Origin of the sequence: Paenarthrobacter sp. NCHU4564, assembly GCF_052156435.1 — a bacterium.
In the GTDB taxonomy this organism is placed as follows: domain Bacteria; phylum Actinomycetota; class Actinomycetes; order Actinomycetales; family Micrococcaceae; genus Arthrobacter.
This window is the reverse complement of record NZ_JBQLIS010000003.1, coordinates 178,666-197,745: the sequence shown is the minus strand read 5'-3', so window position 1 is coordinate 197,745 and position 19,080 is coordinate 178,666. Positions and strand designations below refer to the sequence as shown.

General features: G+C 62.4%; 17 protein-coding genes. 6 read left to right on the top strand and 11 right to left on the bottom strand.

Annotated elements, in window-relative coordinates; translation table 11 throughout:
• Positions 1 to 129: 129 nt before the first annotated feature.
• From ACSVIE_RS04925 to ACSVIE_RS04910, 4 genes are all read right to left on the bottom strand, one after another.
• Positions 130 to 714, bottom strand: coding sequence for a hypothetical protein (locus ACSVIE_RS04925; protein ID WP_442423191.1), 585 nt, complete (start codon positions 712 to 714; stop codon positions 130 to 132).
• A gap of 13 nt (positions 715 to 727) precedes the next feature.
• Positions 728 to 1,876, bottom strand: a complete 1,149-nt coding sequence (locus ACSVIE_RS04920; protein WP_442423190.1) for a zinc-dependent alcohol dehydrogenase — start codon at positions 1,874 to 1,876, stop codon at positions 728 to 730.
• A 47-nt stretch (positions 1,877 to 1,923) separates the two neighbouring features.
• Positions 1,924 to 3,072, bottom strand: coding sequence for a glutathione-independent formaldehyde dehydrogenase (locus ACSVIE_RS04915; RefSeq protein WP_442423189.1), 1,149 nt, complete (start codon positions 3,070 to 3,072; stop codon positions 1,924 to 1,926).
• Positions 3,073 to 3,457: 385 nt separating this feature from the next.
• Positions 3,458 to 5,677: a catalase gene (locus ACSVIE_RS04910; protein WP_442423188.1), complete on the bottom strand. Its 2,220-nt coding sequence runs from the start codon at positions 5,675 to 5,677 to the stop codon at positions 3,458 to 3,460.
• Positions 5,678 to 5,904: 227 nt separating this feature from the next.
• On the opposite strand from ACSVIE_RS04910, the gene ACSVIE_RS04905 reads away from it, so the two are divergent.
• The gene (locus tag ACSVIE_RS04905; RefSeq protein WP_426004885.1) at positions 5,905 to 6,126 is read left to right on the top strand and encodes a hypothetical protein; all 222 of its coding nucleotides are present in this window, start codon (positions 5,905 to 5,907) and stop codon (positions 6,124 to 6,126) included.
• A gap of 49 nt (positions 6,127 to 6,175) precedes the next feature.
• Here the strand turns inward: ACSVIE_RS04905 and ACSVIE_RS04900 are convergent, their stop codons facing one another.
• The 3 genes from ACSVIE_RS04900 to ACSVIE_RS04890 form a co-directional block, all read right to left on the bottom strand.
• Positions 6,176 to 6,691: a flavin reductase family protein gene (locus ACSVIE_RS04900; RefSeq protein WP_442423187.1), complete on the bottom strand. Its 516-nt coding sequence runs from the start codon at positions 6,689 to 6,691 to the stop codon at positions 6,176 to 6,178.
• 132 nt (positions 6,692 to 6,823) lie between these two features.
• Positions 6,824 to 8,140: an MFS transporter gene (locus ACSVIE_RS04895; RefSeq protein WP_442423244.1), complete on the bottom strand. Its 1,317-nt coding sequence runs from the start codon at positions 8,138 to 8,140 to the stop codon at positions 6,824 to 6,826.
• A 70-nt stretch (positions 8,141 to 8,210) separates the two neighbouring features.
• Complete coding sequence (locus ACSVIE_RS04890) at positions 8,211 to 8,957, bottom strand: aspartate dehydrogenase domain-containing protein (RefSeq protein ID WP_442423186.1); 747 nt, start codon at positions 8,955 to 8,957, stop codon at positions 8,211 to 8,213.
• Positions 8,958 to 9,088: 131 nt separating this feature from the next.
• On the opposite strand from ACSVIE_RS04890, the gene ACSVIE_RS04885 reads away from it, so the two are divergent.
• Positions 9,089 to 9,856 carry an IclR family transcriptional regulator gene (locus ACSVIE_RS04885; RefSeq protein WP_442423185.1) on the top strand — a complete coding sequence of 256 codons (768 nt, stop codon included), beginning with the start codon at positions 9,089 to 9,091 and terminating at the stop codon, positions 9,854 to 9,856.
• Positions 9,857 to 10,006: 150 nt separating this feature from the next.
• Here ACSVIE_RS04885 and ACSVIE_RS04880 read toward each other — a convergent pair whose 3' ends face one another.
• Both ACSVIE_RS04880 and ACSVIE_RS04875 read right to left on the bottom strand, forming a co-directional pair.
• A complete protein-coding gene (locus tag ACSVIE_RS04880; RefSeq protein WP_442423184.1) occupies positions 10,007 to 10,327 on the bottom strand; it encodes a hypothetical protein in 321 nt (106 codons plus the stop codon).
• 112 nt (positions 10,328 to 10,439) lie between these two features.
• Positions 10,440 to 11,447 (bottom strand): amidase domain-containing protein, encoded by a 1,008-nt coding sequence (locus tag ACSVIE_RS04875; protein ID WP_442423183.1) that lies wholly within the window; start codon positions 11,445 to 11,447, stop codon positions 10,440 to 10,442.
• A 398-nt stretch (positions 11,448 to 11,845) separates the two neighbouring features.
• On the opposite strand from ACSVIE_RS04875, the gene ACSVIE_RS04870 reads away from it, so the two are divergent.
• Both ACSVIE_RS04870 and ACSVIE_RS04865 read left to right on the top strand, forming a co-directional pair.
• A complete protein-coding gene (locus ACSVIE_RS04870) occupies positions 11,846 to 13,090 on the top strand; it encodes a WD40/YVTN/BNR-like repeat-containing protein (RefSeq protein WP_442423182.1) in 1,245 nt (414 codons plus the stop codon).
• Positions 13,091 to 13,097: 7 nt separating this feature from the next.
• On the top strand, positions 13,098 to 13,385 hold the full coding sequence (locus ACSVIE_RS04865) for a MoaD/ThiS family protein (protein WP_387439476.1): 288 nt from the start codon (positions 13,098 to 13,100) through the stop codon (positions 13,383 to 13,385).
• A 41-nt stretch (positions 13,386 to 13,426) separates the two neighbouring features.
• Here ACSVIE_RS04865 and ACSVIE_RS04860 read toward each other — a convergent pair whose 3' ends face one another.
• Entirely contained in the window at positions 13,427 to 13,663 is a 237-nt protein-coding gene (locus tag ACSVIE_RS04860; RefSeq protein WP_426004858.1) for a hypothetical protein, read from the bottom strand.
• Positions 13,664 to 13,914: 251 nt separating this feature from the next.
• Here ACSVIE_RS04860 and ACSVIE_RS04855 point away from each other — a divergent pair, with 251 nt between their 5' ends.
• A complete protein-coding gene (locus tag ACSVIE_RS04855) occupies positions 13,915 to 16,647 on the top strand; it encodes an FG-GAP-like repeat-containing protein (RefSeq protein WP_442423181.1) in 2,733 nt (910 codons plus the stop codon).
• Positions 16,648 to 16,762: 115 nt separating this feature from the next.
• Here the strand turns inward: ACSVIE_RS04855 and ACSVIE_RS04850 are convergent, their stop codons facing one another.
• Entirely contained in the window at positions 16,763 to 18,085 is a 1,323-nt protein-coding gene (locus tag ACSVIE_RS04850) for an MFS transporter (protein WP_442423180.1), read from the bottom strand.
• 201 nt (positions 18,086 to 18,286) lie between these two features.
• On the opposite strand from ACSVIE_RS04850, the gene ACSVIE_RS04845 reads away from it, so the two are divergent.
• Positions 18,287 to 19,057: an IclR family transcriptional regulator gene (locus ACSVIE_RS04845; RefSeq protein WP_442423179.1), complete on the top strand. Its 771-nt coding sequence runs from the start codon at positions 18,287 to 18,289 to the stop codon at positions 19,055 to 19,057.
• The last annotated feature ends 23 nt before the right edge of the window (positions 19,058 to 19,080 follow it).

Sequence of the window (19,080 nt, the reverse complement as noted above, 5' to 3'; positions counted from 1 at the left end):
TATCCCTTCCTTGGTCTGCTTCCAGTCATGAATCCCGCAACCCTTCAAGAAGGGGTCGGAGGCTGACGTGCAGGTGCCACCAGCATGTGTCTGCTGGTGGCACCTGTATGGCAAGCGCTGCCGGGCCTGTCAGGCTCTGCGTTTCCGCAATCCACGGAGCAGGATGGCTGCGAGGCCTCCTGCCGCCAGGACCCAGGGTGCGCCGACGATGATCGGATCCATCCACTGGTGGCTGAGGTCGGTGCGCTTTTGTCCCACCCGGGAACGGACCCCTCCACGGGTGAACTCACTGAGCACCCCCGTCTCGGTAATGGGGTTGTCGGGCCGAAGGGTGGCGAATGAGCGGAGGTGGTGCTCAAACGCGTCAACCCTGTCTGCTGCGACGAGCAGCAGCCAGTGGGCTGCCCGGCCCTCGCTGTACTTGTAGGCGTACTTCCGGATAGCTCCCGAGACTCCGGCCGGAGGCGTGGACGTCCCGAAAACCGGAGGCAGGAAGGCGTGTTCCACCGACCTTTCACGCGGCCATTTCTCCGGCTGGCGTTCCGGGAAATCCCAGCGCGCACCCGTCTCGATGCCGGGTTGTTCGCGGGGGTAGGAGGGGCGGTCAGTGGGGTCGAGGTCGGCGCCCCACCCCGGGATACGAGCCCGCAAAGCCTCTGCGGACTCCTTCAAGCCAGACTTGCTGGCGACGTATGGTGTGGCTGTTTCAGTCAAGATGCGCTTCCCTTCAGGACTGGTCGGCGACAACCAGCGGCTTGATGATGTTGTCCAGCTTGGCGGAGAACATGTGGTAGCCCTCCGCGATATGTTCAAGCGGAATGCGGTGCGTGACAATGTCGCTCGGCTTCAGGTACCCGTTGCGGACGTGCTCGAAGAGCCGGGGCCAATGACGTTTCACAGGACACTGGTTCATGCGCAGGGTCAGGCCTTTGTTCATGGCGTCGCCAAACTTCACGGCGCTGAAAAGCGGACCATAGGCGCCTACCACCGAGACCGTGCCACCCTTCCTTACGGAGTCGATGGCCCAGTTCAAGGCGATGGGAGAGCCGCCCTGGAGCTTGAACTTGCTGCTGGTGACGTGCTGCAGGAAGTTTCCGTCGGCCTCGGCCCCCACGGCGTCAATAACGACGTCGGCACCCAGGAAGTCGGTTTCCTTCTTGAGGTGCACCACGATGTCGCCGTACTCGGTGAAGTTGTACGTCTCGGCGTGGGCGAAGCTGCGTGCCTTCTCCAATCTGTACTCCAGGTGGTCAATGACGATCACCCGTCCCGCGCCCATGAGCCAAGAGGACTTGGCGGCAAAGAGTCCCACTGGGCCGGCGCCGAATACCACTACGGTGTCGCCTTCCACTATGTCCCCAAGCTGGGCGCCGAAGTAGCCGGTGGGCAGGGCGTCGGTCAGCAGGACCGCGTCCTCTTCCTCCATCCATTCGGGAATCTTTGAAGGTCCCACGTCCGCGAATGGTACGCGGACGAACTCGGCCTGGCCGCCGTCGTAACCACCGCAGGTGTGTGAGTAGCCGTAGATGCCGCCCACCGCCGTCGCGTTCGGATTTACGTTGTGGCAGTTCGAGTACAGTCCCCGGGAGCAGAAGTAGCACGAACCGCAGTACACGTTGAACGGCACCATGACCCGGTCGCCTACGGCGAGGTTCTCCACGGACGAGCCCACTTCGTGGACAGTTCCCACGAACTCGTGACCGAAGGTCATGCCAACCCGGGTGTCCGGCATCATGCCGTGGTACAGGTGCAGGTCGGAGCCGCAAATGGCGCCCGCGCTGACCTTGACGATCGCATCGTTCGGATGCTCGATTTTGGGAATGTCCTTCTCTTCGACCCTGACCTTGTATGGGCCGCGATAAACCATTGCTCGCATCAGTACCCCGTTCTGGACATTGCTTGTTCAGACATCTGAAGAGTCCCTCAGACTCCGGCTGGGTGGAGGACAACCTTCGTCCAGCCGTCTTCCCGGCTGTCGAAGTTCCGGTAGCCCTCTGGAGCCTCGTCAAGGCTCAACTCGTGGCTGACGATGAAGGACGGGCTGGCCTTTCCGCCGGCTACGAGGTCCCGCAGTGCGCGGTTGTACTTCTTGACGGGACACTGGCCCGAGCCCATGGTCTGACCCTTGAACCAGTAGTTTCCGTAGTCGAAGGCAACCTGGCCTTGCTTCTCGAGTTCGTCGGGGGAACCCGGATCCTGCGGCAGGAAGACACCCACCACACCCAGGCCGCCCACAAAGCGGACTGAGTCTACGAGCCGGTTCAGGGTTTGGTTTGGGTGTTCGTTGCCTTCGGGATCGTGGGCCTGGTAGCCCACGCATTCGCATCCCCGGTCCGCGCCGAATCCCATGGTCTGGTCCTTGACGAACTCCACAGGATCAACTTCGGCGTCATTGACGGGAATGGCGCCGATCTGTTCGGCCAGCTTCAGCCTGTCTTTCTGGCGGTCCACCACCATGACCTTGCCTGCACCTTTCATGATGGCGGAGTAGGCGGCCATGAGTCCCACCGGTCCGCCGCCGTAAATGACCACGGAGTCGCCCGGGTAGACGCCTGCCATTTCGGTTGCGTGCCAGCCTGTGGGGAAGATGTCTGCGAGCATGACGTAGTCGAGTTCCTTCTCCTCGGCGTCCTCCCCCAGCCGCAGGCAGTTGAAGTCGCCGTAGGGAACCCTGAGGTACTCAGCCTGTCCACCCTGGTAGGGACCCATATCCGCGAAACCGTAGGCAGCGCCGGCAAGCTTTGGCTCGGGCTGCATGGTCAGGCAGTAGTTCGTGAAGCCGCGTTCGCAGTTCTTACAGAATCCGCAGGCGATGTTGAAGGGCAGGACCACCCGTTCACCCACTTTGACTTTGCTGACCGCGGGGCCAACCTCAACCACCTCCCCCAGGTTCTCGTGTCCGAAGGAGCGTCCCGGTTCAAAGCTCGTCCTGCCCTCGTACATGTGCAGGTCCGAGCCGCAGATATTGGCCGAGGTGATCCTCACCAATACATCGGCCGGGTGTTCGATCTTGGCATCGGGGATTTCTTCGACGCTGACATCGTTTGGTCCTTTGTAAACTACTGCCTTCACTGTTTCGCTCTCTTCCTTGGTTTATCCCAAGGGCCCTGCGTGGCATCCGCGAAGCTGTTTGGGGGCGCGCGCCATCAGGCCGCGAAGGAATGTGATACGTAGAGGACCTCGGGTGCCCGGAAGGCGTGAGGCCCAGGATTCAAGACGACTGGCTGCCCCGGCACATTCCCGGTTGCCCAGCCTGTTTACAAGGTGAAACCGATCAAGACTTAATAATAAGGAACCTTATTAACGATGTCGAGGGGTTACGCAAATGGATCCGGCGCAACCCCCACCGGCCGCCGGCAACATCCTCCCGCAAGCTATGGAAGCTGCTGGTTGATGCTCGCCGGTTGGACCGATGGGAGCCCCCGTCGAACTACCCCTGGTGCGCTGCCGGTGGCCGTCAGGCCGATGCTGCCGGGAAGCGCTCCCACGCCCGGTGGGCAGCCAGCAGGCCCGTCAACTCTGCCACCACGGCGTCTGCGTCCTTTCCGGCAACAACGCCAGGTGCATCCTGCGGGATACCTGCAGCCGTCACGGCCGATGCGGCGCTGTCCAGGGAGGCAATGGCCTTTGAGTGCCGGAATGCCTCACCAAGGAGCAATCCAGCCCGCGGATCCAAGGTGCCGGCGGGAGTGCCGGCCTTGGCGTCCAACCCGGGCTCGGCATCGGCAGCCGGCGTGGCGGCCGTGGCCACGATGACGGCGTCGAACTCGGTTGAGCGGGCGGTGAGGTAAGTACGCTGAACGGGGATCCCGCCGTCGTCCTCTGATCCCAGGAAGCCGCCTTCCGGGGCGATGACCAGCGGGACGATGCCCTCTGCGTCCAGGGCTTTTCGTGCCGCGGCCACCGCAGAAAGGTCGCTGTCCTGGTCGGCCAGAATTCCGACAATGCGGCCGGCGACGGGCCAGGTCTTCCCGACCTGCGACAGCGCTGGGCTGGGTTCGACCTCCGGCACTTCGACGGTTGCAGACGGCGCCGGGAGGCCGAGGCCCTTGGCTACCGCGGCGCACAATCCAGCGTCCACGTTGGCCAGAGCTGCAAGCTGGCGTTCGCGGATCGACTTCTCGTAGCACTTGCCGAGCTCAAACGTGTAAGCCTGGATCACGTGGTCCTGCTCGATCGGGCTGAGGCTGCGGAAAAACAGCCTGACCTGGCTGTAGTGGTCGTCGAAGGAGGCAGGGTTCCGGCGTTCCTTGAGGGACGCGGCGAGTTCCTCCGGGACATCGATGAACGCTCCCATGTCCTGGCCGGCGTGGAACGGGCAGCCGCCGTCGAGGGAGTTGGGGCGGTACGGCGCAACGCCACTGTGGTCTGCCTGCTGGTGCATGCCGTCGCGCAGCATGTCGTTGACCGGAGTCTGCGGCCGGTTAATCGGAATCTGTCCAAAGTTCGGCCCGCCCAGGCGTGAGATCTGGGTGTCCAGGTAGGAAAAGAGGCGTACCTGCAGCAGTGGGTCATTGGTGACGTCGATCCCGGGGACAAGGTGGCCGGGGTGGAATGCCACCTGCTCGGTTTCGGCGAAGTAATTGGTGGGATTGGCGTTGAGGGTCATGACGCCGATGGGCTGGACCGGCGCCAGTTCCTCCGGCACGAACTTGGTGGGATCCAGCAAATCGATCCCTTCGAACATCTGGTCCTCGGTGTCCGGGAACGTCTGGACCCCCAGCTCCCATTCCGGATAGGCACCGGCCTCGATGGCGTCGGCCAGGTCGCGGCGGTGGAAGTCGGGGTCCATGCCGTTGATGATCTGCGCTTCTTCCCACACCAGCGAGTGGACGCCTTGCTTTGGCTTCCAGTGGAACTTCACCAAAGTGGTGCGGCCCTCGTCGTTGATGAACCGGAAGGTGTGGACGCCGAAGCCTTCCATGGTCCGGTATGAGCGCGGGATTCCACGGTCAGACATGTTCCACATGGTGTGCGCCTGCGCCTCGGTGTGCAGGGAGACGAAGTCCCAGAAGGTGTCGTGGGCACTCTGCGCCTGCGGAATTTCGCGGTCCGGATGCGGCTTGGCGGCATGCACGACATCGGGGAACTTGATGCCGTCCTGGATGAAGAAGACGGGAATGTTGTTGCCTACCAGGTCATAGGTTCCCTCGTCCGTGTAGAACTTCGTCGAAAAGCCGCGGGTATCACGGACCGTATCCGCTGAACCGCGGGAGCCGAGGACGGTGGAGAATCGGACGAAGACGGGAGTTTCGACATCCTTGGCCAGGAACCCTGCCCGGGTGATGTTGGCGGCCGTCCCGTAGGAGCGGAAAACTCCGTGGGCTCCCGCGCCGCGGGCATGCACCACACGCTCCGGGATGCGCTCGTGGTCGAAGTGGGTGATCTTTTCCCGCAAATGGTGGTCCTGCAACAGAATGGGACCGCGCGCACCTGCCTTCAGCGAGTGGTCGGTGTCGCGAAGGCGGAGACCCTGGGCTGTTGTCAGGTACTGGCCTGACTGGGCGCGGGAGGTGGCGGGGGCTCCCGTGGGCGTACCGGTCGGGGAAACCGCCTCGGGTCCGCGCTGATCCTGCTTGGGCGGCAAGGGTTCCCTGGGTGTCGTGGGTTCTTCCAGGCTGGCCGGTTCGCTTCCCGGCACGCCTGGAATGTCGATGCTGTTCTTCTTTTCCGCCATGAATTTCTCCTCAGGATGGGCAAAACCAGCAGTATTCGACCGATGGCCGAAATGCTAAGCATACTTAGCATGCTCTGCACCCTAGGGAAGATTCTTCAACTCCACAGATTTTGCCCGGAATCCGGACCGGGCATACGCGACAGGAAACCAAGCCCCGCACTCCTCATCCGTCACGTGCGCCAGCCGCGTCACCACGTGGCCGTTCCGATGCTGTGGATCCGGGATGGATGCCCACCCGCATGGGAGGAGCAGGCGCCCCCGACGATCTCCGGCTGGGACACCTCACGCAAGCCTGGCTTGCAGCCGGCTCAGGGCCGGAAACGCACGGAACCGGCCAGTACTGGTACCACCGGAAAACCCTTGAACCGCACCCGTCGGTCCACGATCATCGCTTTCAGGACGCGTTGCTTGCCTCGCTGTCCGAACACACGGGAAGCGCCATCCGTTGAACCACGACGGCGGATGGTCACCCAGGCGACCATCCGCCGTCGGGCGTTTCTAGCCGATGCGGGACGCGTCCGTGAGCCGGTGGAACCACCGGTCGTGATAGACCAGCGGGTCGGCTGTGCCGGGCTGGCCCAGGATCTCCAGTACCTCTGCGGCCAACAGGATGGACGTACCCACCGGCACACGGTGCGTGATCCGGCAACGCAACGCCCACGGTGCTGCCCGGAGCAGCGGCTCACCCGTGGGCAGCGTGGCCCAGTCCATGGCCGTGGTGAAGCGCTCTGTACCTGGCTTGGAGAAGGTCTTCACGAGGTCCAACTGTCCGGCGTCCATCATGTGGACCACCACTGTTTCGGCCTGGATCAGCTGCTCGGCCGACCTGCTCCCGGACAGGGAGAAGGAAAGCGCCGGCGGCTCGGCGGACACCGATGCTATGGAGGACGCGGTGAGCCCCACTGGCCCCACTTCACTGGCCGCGGTCACTATGGCAACGCCGGCAGGATGTGAGCGGAAGGCGCTGCGGAAAAGGTGGTGTGTTGTGTCGGCCGGGGCGCTGGAGAGGGGCATAACCTGTGCTTTCGTTGCGGGCCCAGGATTTTCGGGGCCGTTACAACCCTAAAACCTCAACATTTGTTGAAGTCCAATCGAGGCAGGCCGGTCGTTGGTTCCCGGCGCCACGCCGTCCCCTCTCCTTGGAAATCATGCATCCACGGTTGACGATTCCTTTCGTCCTGTATTGGGAAGGAGGAGGAGGCACACAATGCTGATGGCGGCCGTCACGGCCAGATAGAAGGCTACTGGATCAGTGCTTTTCCCGTTGGCCGCAAAGAGCGCTGTGGCAATGACTGGTGCTAGCCCTCCGCCGAGCACGTTGCCCAGCTGGTAGCCCAGGGAGATTCCGCTGTAGCGGACGCCGGTGCCGAAGAGCTCGGCGAAGAAGGCAGCCATGGGAGCGTGGATCGCGGCGGATCCGCTGTAGGCCACCACGATCGCCGCAACAATGATGCCCGGATTCGCGGTACGGATCAGCGGGAACAACGCAAAGGCAAAACTGACCAGGAACACTCCGCCCAGCAGCATCACCGGTTTACGGCCGATCCGGTCCGAAAGAGCGGCCCAGGCAGGTACGGTAACGACCTGCAGCAGCAGGCCAAGCATCGAAGCGTTGAGCAGCAATGTCCGTGGCAGACCCAGCTCCTGCGTGCCGTAACTGAGGAGGAAGGTGAAGACGATGTACACGAACGTCGAGTATCCGATCAGTGCTCCGGTGGACAGCAGGATCGCCTTTGGCTGGTCACGGATGACCTGGACGATGGGCAGTTTTGCCGGTTTCGCGGCTTTGGCCTTCAGGAAAGCCGGTGTCTCCTCAATCCCGAACCGGACCAGCAGCCCAATGGCGCCTATGACGATGCTCGCGAGGAAGGGCATCCGCCAACCCCAACTCATGAACTCTTCCTTCGGCAGACCGCCAAGCAGCGCGAAGGCTCCGGTCGCCAGCAGTGCGCCAATGGATACGCCAAGGATTGTCCAGCTTCCGTAGAACCCTTTCTTCCCGGAAGGCGCATGTTCGATCGCGATCAGTGCGGCTCCCGCGAATTCGCCGCCTGCCGCGAATCCTTGAAGGAGGCGGAGGAGCACCAAAGCTATGGGCGCCCAGATGCCGATCTGGGCGTAGGTAGGAAGTGCGCCGATGAGAACAGTGCAGGCACCCATGACGATAAGCGTGAGGAGCAGCATCTTCTTGCGCCCCAGCTTGTCGCCGAAATGCCCGATAACGATTCCACCCAAGGGACGTGCGATGAAGCCTGTTGCAAACGTCGCCAGAGACAACAGTGTGCCGATCAGTGGGTCCGTGGCCGGAAAGAAGACCACGTTGAAGACAGTGGATGCCGCGATGGCATACGCGAGGAAATCGTAGTATTCGATGGCTGTACCGGCGCATGACGCTGTGGCCAGTTTGACGAGTGATGGGCGGGACTCCGGCTTGTGGTCCGGCGCAGCCTCGTGGGAGATCATTTCCTTCACAGTTCACCTCGTTGTTTGTCAGGCGTCCGCGGCGTCGTTGCCGGGGCGGAGTGGATAGTGACTAACCGAAGACCAGGCCGGGTCGCTGTTCCATGGCTTGTTGCAGGCTGCCGAGGACGGAGCCGGCCATTTCCGTGCCGGAGACGCCTTTCATCGGCTGCTCCTTAATGATGTGGAGACGTGACCCGTCGGCTCCTGCGGCGCTTGTTTCCAGGCGTCCCACGGTTGCGTCCGGGTCGCTGACCAGCCGGGCACGGCAGTGATCCAGTCCCACCGTTGCCAGCGCATAGGTCACCATGGCGTTGACGTTCCTTGGGTACAGAGCGGCGATTCCCCGCACGGGTCCGTCGTACAGGACCATCCGCCTTTCCGCGTGCTTAGGTGCCGGCTCAAGGCTGGACGGGGACTTCACAAATTCGATGGTGGCTGAGTCCCATTGCCGGGAGAGATGGCTTTCAACACCCACCAGCGCTCCGTGCGGCAGGATCAATCTGGTCCCGTGCTCTGTTGCCGTTTCAGCGAGGGCCAACCGCACGTCGTCGTCCACCAGGGCGCCGCACGACAGGACCATGAGGTCCGAGGTTGCCAGGATCCGCGCCCCGTATTCCTTGACCACCTCCGGATGGGCTGCCTCAACCACCAAGTCGGTTTCCCGGAGTTCATCATTGGTTGCCCGTGTGGTTGTGGCTATGCCGGAGCCGAGGGAGCGCCCCTGAACGAAGGTCAGCTGGTGGCTCGCCGTTTGCAAAACATAGGACGCGATGCTGGTTGCTATTCCGCCGCCGCCAAGTACACCGATTCGCGCCACAACCAACTCCTGATCATTGATGGGTTCGCCGTCCGATGATGGCCGGTGTTGATCAATGTAGCTCTAAGCTCCGCATGAAGGAATAGCTTGAAATAGTATTCCTTTATGCGGAATTTTGGGATGATGCTCCTATGAGCGACACCTTGCAGTCAGTCCAGCAGGCCCTTCGGATCCTCGATACGCTTCAAAGCAGGTCAGAGCTCGGCGTAACTGACGTGGCCCGGGAACTCGGGTGTGCCATGTCCACGGCGCATCGACTCATTTCCACGTTGGCCGAGGCCGGCTACGTACAGAGAGCCACCACCGGGAAGAAATACAGGCTTGGTCCAGCCATGCTGGGTGCCAATGATGCCGCGGCCATTGAGCATTGCATCGAAAAGGCCCAACCCCATATGGAGAGCTTGCGGGACTCATCCGGTGAGACCGTCCAGCTGGCCGTGTTGCACAAGGCATCGATTCGCTTCGTTGCCGGCGTCGAATCCCGAAATATCATGCGCGTGACCAGCCGCGTGGGGATGTTGATGCCTGCCCATGCCACGGCATCCGGCAAACTCCTGCTGTCCCTGAAGGATGACGCCGAAGTGGCTCAGTTGTATCCGGACGGCCTGCCCTTGCCGCTGACACCGGCGGGTGCGACGTCGATGGAGGGGGTCGTGAGTGAGGTGCGCCGGGCCCGCGTCCAGGGCTTCGGGCAGAGCCTCAACGAAGTGGAAACGGGCGTAGCCGCGCTCGCGGTTGCGGTGAATCGTCCGAAGGGGCGGGTTCTCTGCGCGCTCACGGTGAGCGGTCCGTCGGCGCGTTTCGAGTTGGATGGGCCGGCAGGGACTTCGCGTCGGGACTGGCTCTTGGAAGAACTCCGGACCCAGGCCGGGAGGATCGCCGCGAACCTGACTTTCTAGGCCCAGTGATTCGGCAATCTGTCCAAATAGCCCTGAACGGTTGCCTGTGCGCGGCGGGCGGTTGGGTTGGGGGGCGGAGATATCGCCCGCCCAGGATACGACCCGGGCGGGCGACATCTTTGAATGCTTGACAGGGAATTGTTCGAGTATTCAGGGGCTGGGCGATGCAGCGGGAGACCTGGCCGGACTGGCTGTCCCCAGAGCAAGTTGCCACTTCGCGTCGAACCAATCGAGTTCGAACGAGGCTGCATCTCCTTCGGCATCTGTAGCGGTGACAATGTAATTGTCTGGAGCCCCGTGATGCTCCCGGTATTCCACCGAGTATGAAGAGCTCAACCGGCCAGCTTGGACGATCAGGGCATCTGCTGCGGCGTCCCGTTCCTGCATTTCCGACAGAGCGAGGTCGAGCAGTTCTTGCCTGTCGCCGTTCCGGGCGGCCTTGATGACTTTCTCCGTTGTAGCATCACGCATTTTCATATCGGGCTCAAATGTTCTGTCGCAGCCGCTCAGCACCAACCCAAACCCAAGAACTGCCGCCACGATGGCATTCGGTCTCATGCTGTGCACGTCTGCTAACCTACTCCTAGGTCCTTAGCGCATACCACGTTGCGTAGGGGAATGAGGAGTACAAATTCCAGATGCTCCTGTCGAGGGTATCCGTCGTGTGGTAGCTGACCCGGATGCCACGTGTGCCAGCACTCCATGGCGAATACGTGACAATCATTGAGTGATCAACATCGGGGGTGCCCTCCCAGTGCACCTGCAGCACGTCCGCGGGTCCGAGGTCGTTGAGGTAGCCAAGGTAGGAAACCCGGCCTTGCGATACGGCGAAGTTGTGAAAGTGCTGGGCTCCGGTCCACGACCAAGTCTGATTGGCCCAGCTGTACCACCAGCTGCTGTCGTATTGATACCAGCCTCCCACGTGCTGCCATCCTCCAGCATTTAAGGACTGGGAGACGAAGTTTTGGCAATCGTTACCGAATTGCCTGTATGCACCGTTTCGGCCGAAGGCCCAGTAACGTGCGTAATTTACCATCGCCGTGTAGTTGTAACCTGCGGCGCGCGAGATTTCCTGACCACTTTTCTGAGGTACAGGCGACTGCTTGACTTGTGGCGCATGGCTGTTCGCAGCCTCAGCCTTCGCTGGGTCCGCCTTTTGGCCGGACTCAATATGGAGTGCGGCGTTAGAGCCAGGCGGGTTCTTCGAATAGGAAAGCTGCTCCGCGCTGACAACTGTAGATGGAGGAATTCCTTCCGAAGACTTTGGTTTGATGGCATCGATGACCCAGCCTGTGCCTGATCTTGAGAAATCCACGACCTGTTCGTACTCGTAACTTTCTGGAGGTCCGCCAGTTGTGTATGTCAGTTCAGTTCGTTCAGTGACCTCTGCGGTGGCGCGGTCTCCAGTGACTTGGAATTTCTCCGATTCAAAGTTCGTACTAATGCCGGAGTAGCCCTGGCCATACCCTGCCAACCTCTTCTTTCGAGCCTTGAGTTCGCTGTACTCAGCTGCGACCTTACTTTTGGACTTGGTACTAAATCTTTGCAGACTCATCTGGTCAGTGGAGTCAAGGCTTTCGCCAACCAGCATCTGCTGGTTTCGCTCATTGATGGCCGACTGCAGGATCGCTGATAGCTCCTAGATTTCGGCCGGTGTTGTCTGAACGGGTTCTGGAGAAGCAGATGCAACTGCAGGTTCGAATGCGCTCAAACCTACGACCACTGCTACTAAAGCGGCGCCTACATGCTTTGCTCTCGTCACTACTTGTCCCCTCTGCGAATGCGGCCGGAGTTTGCAATGCTGAAGCCGGGAATCGATTCATACGTGGATGTCGGCAACCTTCAGTGTTACTCCGCTGATGATCTGAAGTGGCGGCCGTCACCATAACGTGATGCGTCTCACTGGAAATGGTTTCAACTCGTTGGGTTCGCCGCTGACTATCCACATAGCCGACAAACCCATTGCCCTCCCCAGCCCGCGATGGTTCGATGGGACTCATGGCAACCCCAAATACCGCAGAGAGTTATGTCTTGGCGATCGGGACCAAGAAAGGTCTGTGGCTGGCAACCAGCCCGGACCGCAAGGATTGGTCCCTCTCCGGCCCGCACTTCCTGATGAGCGAGATACCAAGCATCGGGATTGATACGCGGGACGGCACAACACGAATCATGGTGGGTGTCCGTTCCGAGCACTGGGGACCCACTGTTGCCCACTCCGACGACCTCGGCAAGAGCTGGACCGAGCCTGAACACGGCGCCATCACCTTCCCGGACGGCACCGACGCCGCCCTGGAGCGAATTTGGCAGATCTACCCCGACGCCGACTCCCGCCCTGGTGTGGTTTGGGCCGGTTGCGAACCAATTTCGGTGTGGAAATCCACCGACGGCGGGGAGCACTTCGAGCTGAACCGCGGTCTGTGGGACCACCCGCACCGGAGCGAGTGGGGCGCCGGCTACGGCGGCGCGGCCGCCCACTCGATCGTGGTGGACCCGTCGGGCGAGAAGGTGCATGTCGCCATGAGCACGGGCGGCGTCTACAGATCGCTCGACGGCGGTACCTCCTGGGAGCCCCGCAACAAGGGGATCTCGGCCTACTTCATGCCGGATCCCAACCCCGAGTTCGGCCAGTGCGTCCACAAAATCGCAGCCGACGCCACTGTGGAAGGCCGTTTGTACGCGCAGAACCACCACGGCGTCTACCGCACGGATGACAACGGTGACAATTGGAATTCAATTGCCGAGGGGTTGCCGGCGGACTTTGGCTTCGTCATGCTGACACACCCCCGCCGGGAAGGGACAGCCTGGGTGATCCCGCTGAAGGCAGACGGCGAACGCATCCCGCCGGGCAGCAAACTCAGCGTTCACCGGACCGCTGACGCGGGAAATTCCTGGACGGAACTGCACACGGGCCTGCCGGACCACGAATACAACGCGGTGCTCCGCGACGCCGCCTCCGTGGATACGGCAGAACCCGTGGGTGTGTACTTTGGAACCCGCGGAGGGTCCGTCTATGCCAGCGCCGACGAGGGCGGGACCTTTACTGAAGTGGCCTCGCACCTGCCGGACGTGCTGTGCGTGAGGGCCGCCGTCGTGGTTGGAAACCCAACGGGCACGGACCAGCCGCTGGCAGTCGCGGAAGCGACGGTGCTGGCAGAGGCTGCAGAGGTCGTCGAGACAGCTGCGAAAGCAGCCGGGACGCCCGGGGACACTGCCAGCGCTCCGGTACCCGGTTAGGTCCGTTGTGGCTGACATTACGGTCCTGCTGCCTGGCGTCCTGCAGCCGCTCGTCGGCGGACAGTCCTACCTGACTGCGTCCGCCGACGGTGCTGTGACCGTTGGACAGTTGCTGGACACCGTGACCGGTGAATACCCGGTGCTGGCCCGGCGCCTGCGCGATGAAACCGGTGCGCTCCGCCGTTTCGTGAATATTTACGTGAACGGCGATGAGGTCCGGAGGCTGAAAGGGCTTGATACGGAAGTTGCGGGCGGCCAGGAGGTCTTGATAATCCAGTCCGTGGCCGGCGGCTGAGCTGGTGTTCGGGGTCGGGCCAGGCTCACTGTGACGGTAGTTCAGGCGACGCGCCAAACACTGCATTCGTCGGTGTTGATGGCTTTCCTCATCCCGGAGATGCGGTCCATGATCCAGACAACACCGATTCCCGGCGCTGTTTCCTGGACGAGTCCGCGGCGGACCACCACGTCATCGTAGGCGGGGCCCACGGACAGTCGGGCCTCGATTTCGTCTCCGCGGTGAAGCTGGCTGACGGCTCGGATTCGTGTGGTTCGGGTTGTGGCATCCTTCAACATGGTGTCCTCCTCCTGACTGGAGCTTGTGCCTGCAGTTGCCGGCTATTCCAGTGTGGAGGGGCAATGTTGCCGACGTATTTCGGCGTGGTTAGGGTCCGGTAAGCATTGCGGGCTGGTCGCGTTGCGGGCTGCTGCCAGAAGACGCGCCGAGTGTTGGCCCGGACTTCCGCGGGCTGGTGCGGACCCCGCTGTAACCTGATGTCGGTTCTTGAGACTCACAGGAACCACAGCCTCCGCCCCCGGGAGATTTCATGGGTTTCTTGCGTCGTTCCATTGCGTTGTCCACAGGCTTGGTGGTGTTCGCCACCGGCCTGTTTTTCGTTCAGGCGCCGGCCACCGCCGTGCCGGCACCAACACCGGACAATCCCAACGTCAGGTTCGTCGAGGGAACCCCGCATTCGGAGCATACGTTCGAGGGCCCGGCCGGGGTGGCGACGCAACCAGCCGACGAATCCGCCGATGTCGAATCCCTCCTGCGGGACGGTGCGGCCGCAACCGGCCCGGGCGGCAATATCCGCGTGAAGCTCGTGACAGCCAAGCTGGCCGACAACACGAATGCCGTCTCCATGGCCGGGGCCGAGCAGGCAGTTGTTGCCACCAGTAATTACTGGAAAGCCATGACGGACAACAAACTCTCCATGTCCGTGGCCAGCAAGGTCGCCGGCTTCCAGTCCAAGGCGAGGTCCACGGACAGCTACAGCACCATCATGTCCACCATCACCAGCGAACTGACCTGGGCTCCGAATCCCTACACGGCACTGGTGATCTTCATCCCCACCAGCACCCTGTCCGGCAATGCCCTGGGTGCCGGCTACAGCAGTGGCAGCTACAGCGGCAGGGTCCTGCTGCCGCAGATCAGCAACTTCACCAACAACGTGATCAGCCACGAGTTCGGGCATGTCATCGGCTTGATGCACGCCGATGCGCTGCAGTGCGGCAGCGGAGCCTCGGACGTGGGCGTCAACAGCAACGGCCAGTTCACCGATCCCTCCTGTTACGTCCGCGAATACGGCGATACCACTGACATCATGGGCGCGGCGCAGTTCGCATCACCGGTGGTCAGTTCCACCCTGTGGGACTATGCGGGCTTGGGCCGCGGAGATGAGATCCGCGACGTCGGTGTGGCCACGGGTGTCAAGAGCTATACCCTCAAGCCGTGGGGAGGCACGGAAGCCCAGCGGGCCATCAAGTTCACGGACCCCGTCAGCAAAGAGGTCTACTACCTTGAACTGCGGCAACCGGTCGGCTACGACAGCTACCTTTCCGGCGCAGGCCGGGAAGGAAACCGCGGCGTAAAAATTGTCCAGCGTGGCGGCGCCACCATTGCCTCCTCCCTGATTCTCATGCCGGACACACGGCCATTCAGTGGCTGGTACAGCTCCAACCATGCCTGGCAGGCGGGCTCGACCTTCACCACGTACACGGGCACACAGGTGACCATCAACTCTGTCAGCTCCACGTCCGCCACGGTCACCATCAACGCCGACCCCAAGCTGAAGGCGCGCATGCGCTTCTCGGCCGGGGATTTCGACGGCGACAAACTCGCCGATGTCATCTCCCGCGAAACCGACGGCTCCCTGCTCCTGTACGCGGGCCTGCCCGGGAACCGGCTGGCCAACCCGGTCCAGATTGGCTCCGGCTGGGGGATCTTTAATTCCGTGATCGGCACCTCTGATTTCAACGGTGACGGTTTCCCGGACATTCTGGCCCGGACCAGTGACGGCGCACTCTGGCTCTACCCCGGCAACGGCAAGGGCGGATTCCTGGCCCGGAGCCAGGTGGGTGTTGGATGGCAGGGCTTTACGAGGTTGCTGGCCGTTGGCGACTTCAGTGGAGACGGCCGCGCGGACCTGATGGCCACGACCACCGACGGCCGGCTGTGGCTCTACCCGGGCAACGGCGCAGGAGGCTTTCTGACGCAGCAGCAGGTTGGACAGGGATGGGATGCCTTCACCAGCCTTACCCCTGCAGGCAGCTTCGGCGGCGGGAAGGCCGGGCTCCTCGCCCGCACGGGCGATGGCACCCTCTATGTCTACCCCGGCGATGGCAAGGGGGGCTTCCTGCCGCGTGCCGCCGTCGGGAGCGGTTGGAACCAGGCCGGTGACATTGTTGGCGGGCAGGATCTGACCGGTGATGCAACCGCCGATGTTCTGACCGCCAGCGGCGCGGACATGCGCGTCTACCCCGGCGACGGGTCCGGCTTTGCCGACCGGCTCGCCATCGGTACCGGATGGAGCGCGTTCCGCCAGGTATGGGAAGCCGGGGACTTCGACGGCGACGGCGTGGCCGACATCCTGGCCCGCGGCACTGACGGCGCACTCTGGCTCTACCCGGGCAACGGCTCGGGCGGCTTCCTGCCGCGGGTCCAAGTGGGGAGCGGGTGGAACATGTTCACCGCGGTTCTGTCGGCAGGTGATTTCGACGGCGATCGGCGCCCGGACCTGGTGGGCCGGGCCTCCGATGGAACGCTGTGGCTCTATCCGACCGACGGGTCGGGGCGATTCCTGCCCCGGAAACAGATCGGCACAGGCTGGCAGGGCTTCACGCAGTTGCTGGCTCCCGGCGACTTCACGGGTGATGGCAAGCCGGACATCGTGGGCCAGACCGGCGACGGTGTGTTGTGGGTCTACCCGGGCAATGGCTCGGGCGGGTTCCTGGCGCGGAAACAGATCGGAACCGGCTGGAACATGTTCAACCTGGTGCTTCAGGCAGGGGACTTCAACGGCGACGGACGTGAAGACCTGCTGGGCCGCGCAGCCGATGGCGGGTTGTGGCTGTACCCGGGCAATGGTTCGGGCGGGTTCCTCCAGCGCTCGTACCTTGGTTCCGGCTGGAACATGTTCTCCGGCATGGCCGCCCTCGGCAACGGGTTCACGGGTACCGGTGATCCTTCCGTTGTGGGTGTTGCCGGAGACGGCACACTGCTCATGTATTCCGGAACCGGGCGCGGGGCCTTCAAACCGGTGGTGCTGAACCCGCGGTAGATGGTTTTTCCTGTGGGAAACGCGGGAATGCCCGGCATGTCGGGGAACATGCCGGGCATTTTCGCGTGTCGTCACCGATGGACGCGCCCTGGAACCGGGAAGGGCGCAGCGGGTGTTACTTGTGCAGTCCCAGCTGGGCCGTGGGGACCTTGGCAGATTCACGGGCAGTCAGCGCGGAGACGGCAGCGATCACGCAGATGACACCGCTGAAGATGGTGATCTGGACCCATCCGCCGGGCTTGGTGCCGCCCATGGCCGTGACGATCGCCGGAGCGAAACCTGCCATGAGGAAGCCGAGCTGGGTGCCGATGGCCAGGCCGGAGAAGCGGACCTTGGTGCTGAACATTTCACCGTAGAAGGACGGCCATACGGCGTTGGCTGCTGCGTATCCGAAGGAGAAGAACACCACGGAGACCAGGAACATGAGCGGTACGTTGCCGGATTCCAGCGTCAGGAGGAAGACCGGGGTCATGATGGCACTGGCCAGTGCGCCATAGATGAAGACTGGCTTGCGGCCGATCTTGTCGGCGAGCATGCCGAACAGGGGCTGCGTGCCCAGAGCCACGATGTTGGCCACCACTACCAGCCAGAGGGTGATCGTGCTGCTGACGTGGGCCACATCCTGGGCGTACTTGATGGCCAGGGTGCCGAAGACCGTGCTGACTGCGGCAATGAAGGCGCAGCAGATGACGCGGAGAACGTCCCGCCAGTGCAGTCTCAGGAGGTCGGCCACGGGAAGTTTGGCGATCTGGTTGTTCTTCTTGGCTTCTGCGAAGGCGGGCGGCTCATGCAGTGTGCGGCGGATGAAGTAGGCAACGATGACCACCACGGCGCTCAACCAGAACGGGATGCGCCAGCCGATGCCGTACTTGATGTCGTCGGGCAGTGCCACCACCGGGATGAAGACCAGTGCTGCCAGGATTTGGCCGCCCTGGGTGCCTGTCAGCGTCCAGGAGGTGAAGAAGGAGCGGCGGTTGTCCGGCGCGTGTTCCAGCGTCATGGATGAAGCGCCGGCCTGCTCGCCGGCCGCGGAAAGGCCCTGGCAGAGACGGGCCAGGACCAGCAGGACCGGAGCCCACCAACCGATGGTCTTGAAGTCGGGAAGGCAGCCGATCACGAAGGTGGCCGCACCCATGAGGACCAGGGTAAACATGAGGACTTTTTGCCGGCCGATCCTGTCACCGAAGTGACCCAGGATGATGGCGCCGACCGGACGTGCGACGTAGGCGAAGCCGAAGGTCGCGAAGGACATGATGGCTGCATTGGCGTCAGCGTCAGGGAAGAAGACGTGCGGGAAGATCAACGCTGCGGCGGATCCGAAGATGAAGAAGTCGTAGTACTCAACGGCGCTGCCCAGGAAGCTGGCGAGTGCGGCTTTCTTGGGTGTACCCGTTGTTGATTCAGTGCCGGGCGTCGCTGACGGCATTGTTTGGCTCATGGGAGGTTCCTTCTGTGACAACGATGTCGCGGGTAAAGCAAGGAGGGATCGCGAGCGAGGTGCGGCTGGCTTATCCCGACAGTAACCACATGGTGAGAGCTACTTGTGCAATACAGCAATAGTGGCTGTGAGTGCGGTCACTTGTCAAGAGAAGTAATCACCATCTAGAAATAGCTCTCACTATGTGGGAGCATTTCCCTTATGAGTGTGAAAGAGGACACAAAGACCGACATGGTGGGCAAGGCTCTGAGCCTTTTGGTTTTGCTTGGCGACGAACCGAAGGGCGCCAGCGCCGCGGACCTTGCGCGAAGTGCGGGGTTGCCGTTCAGCACCACTTACCGACTGCTTGGCTCGCTGACACGCGACGGGTTTGTGGACTATGAGGCGGATGGTCGCCGCTATCACCTGGGCCTTCGTGTATTCCAACTTGGGCAGCGGGTTTCCAACCATCACGGTTTTGCCGCTTCTGCACTGCCCGTGCTCCAGCGAGTCACCGAGCGAACACATGAGGCCACCATCCTGTCAGTGCGCGACGGCGACCATCATCTGACGGTCAACAAGGTCGATGGCCCCAAGACTTTCCGGGTGACCAGCGATCCGGGCCATCTCGGAGCCCTGCATACGACGTCGGTTGGCAAAGCGATCGTTGCCTTCGAAGAGGACGTGGAACGCAAGCGTCTTCTGGAGGAGCTTCCGCTGGAGGCCTTGACGGAGCACTCCATCACGGACCGCGACAAGTTCCGCGAGGAGATCGAGCAGGTCCGCCGCCAAGGCTACGCAGTGATGGATGAGGAAAACGAGATAGGGATGCGGGCAGTGGCTGTCCCGGTCCTCAATTCCCAGGGCCATGCCTTCGCTTCGATCGCCACCGCTGTTCCCGTGTTCCGCCTGACCATGGAGGAACTCATCGCCCATGTGCCCACCCTGCAGGAAGCCGCTGCCGAACTCGCGGCCCGCCTGCCCCAGCGCTGACCCAACTGGGTCGCATTAGTGCG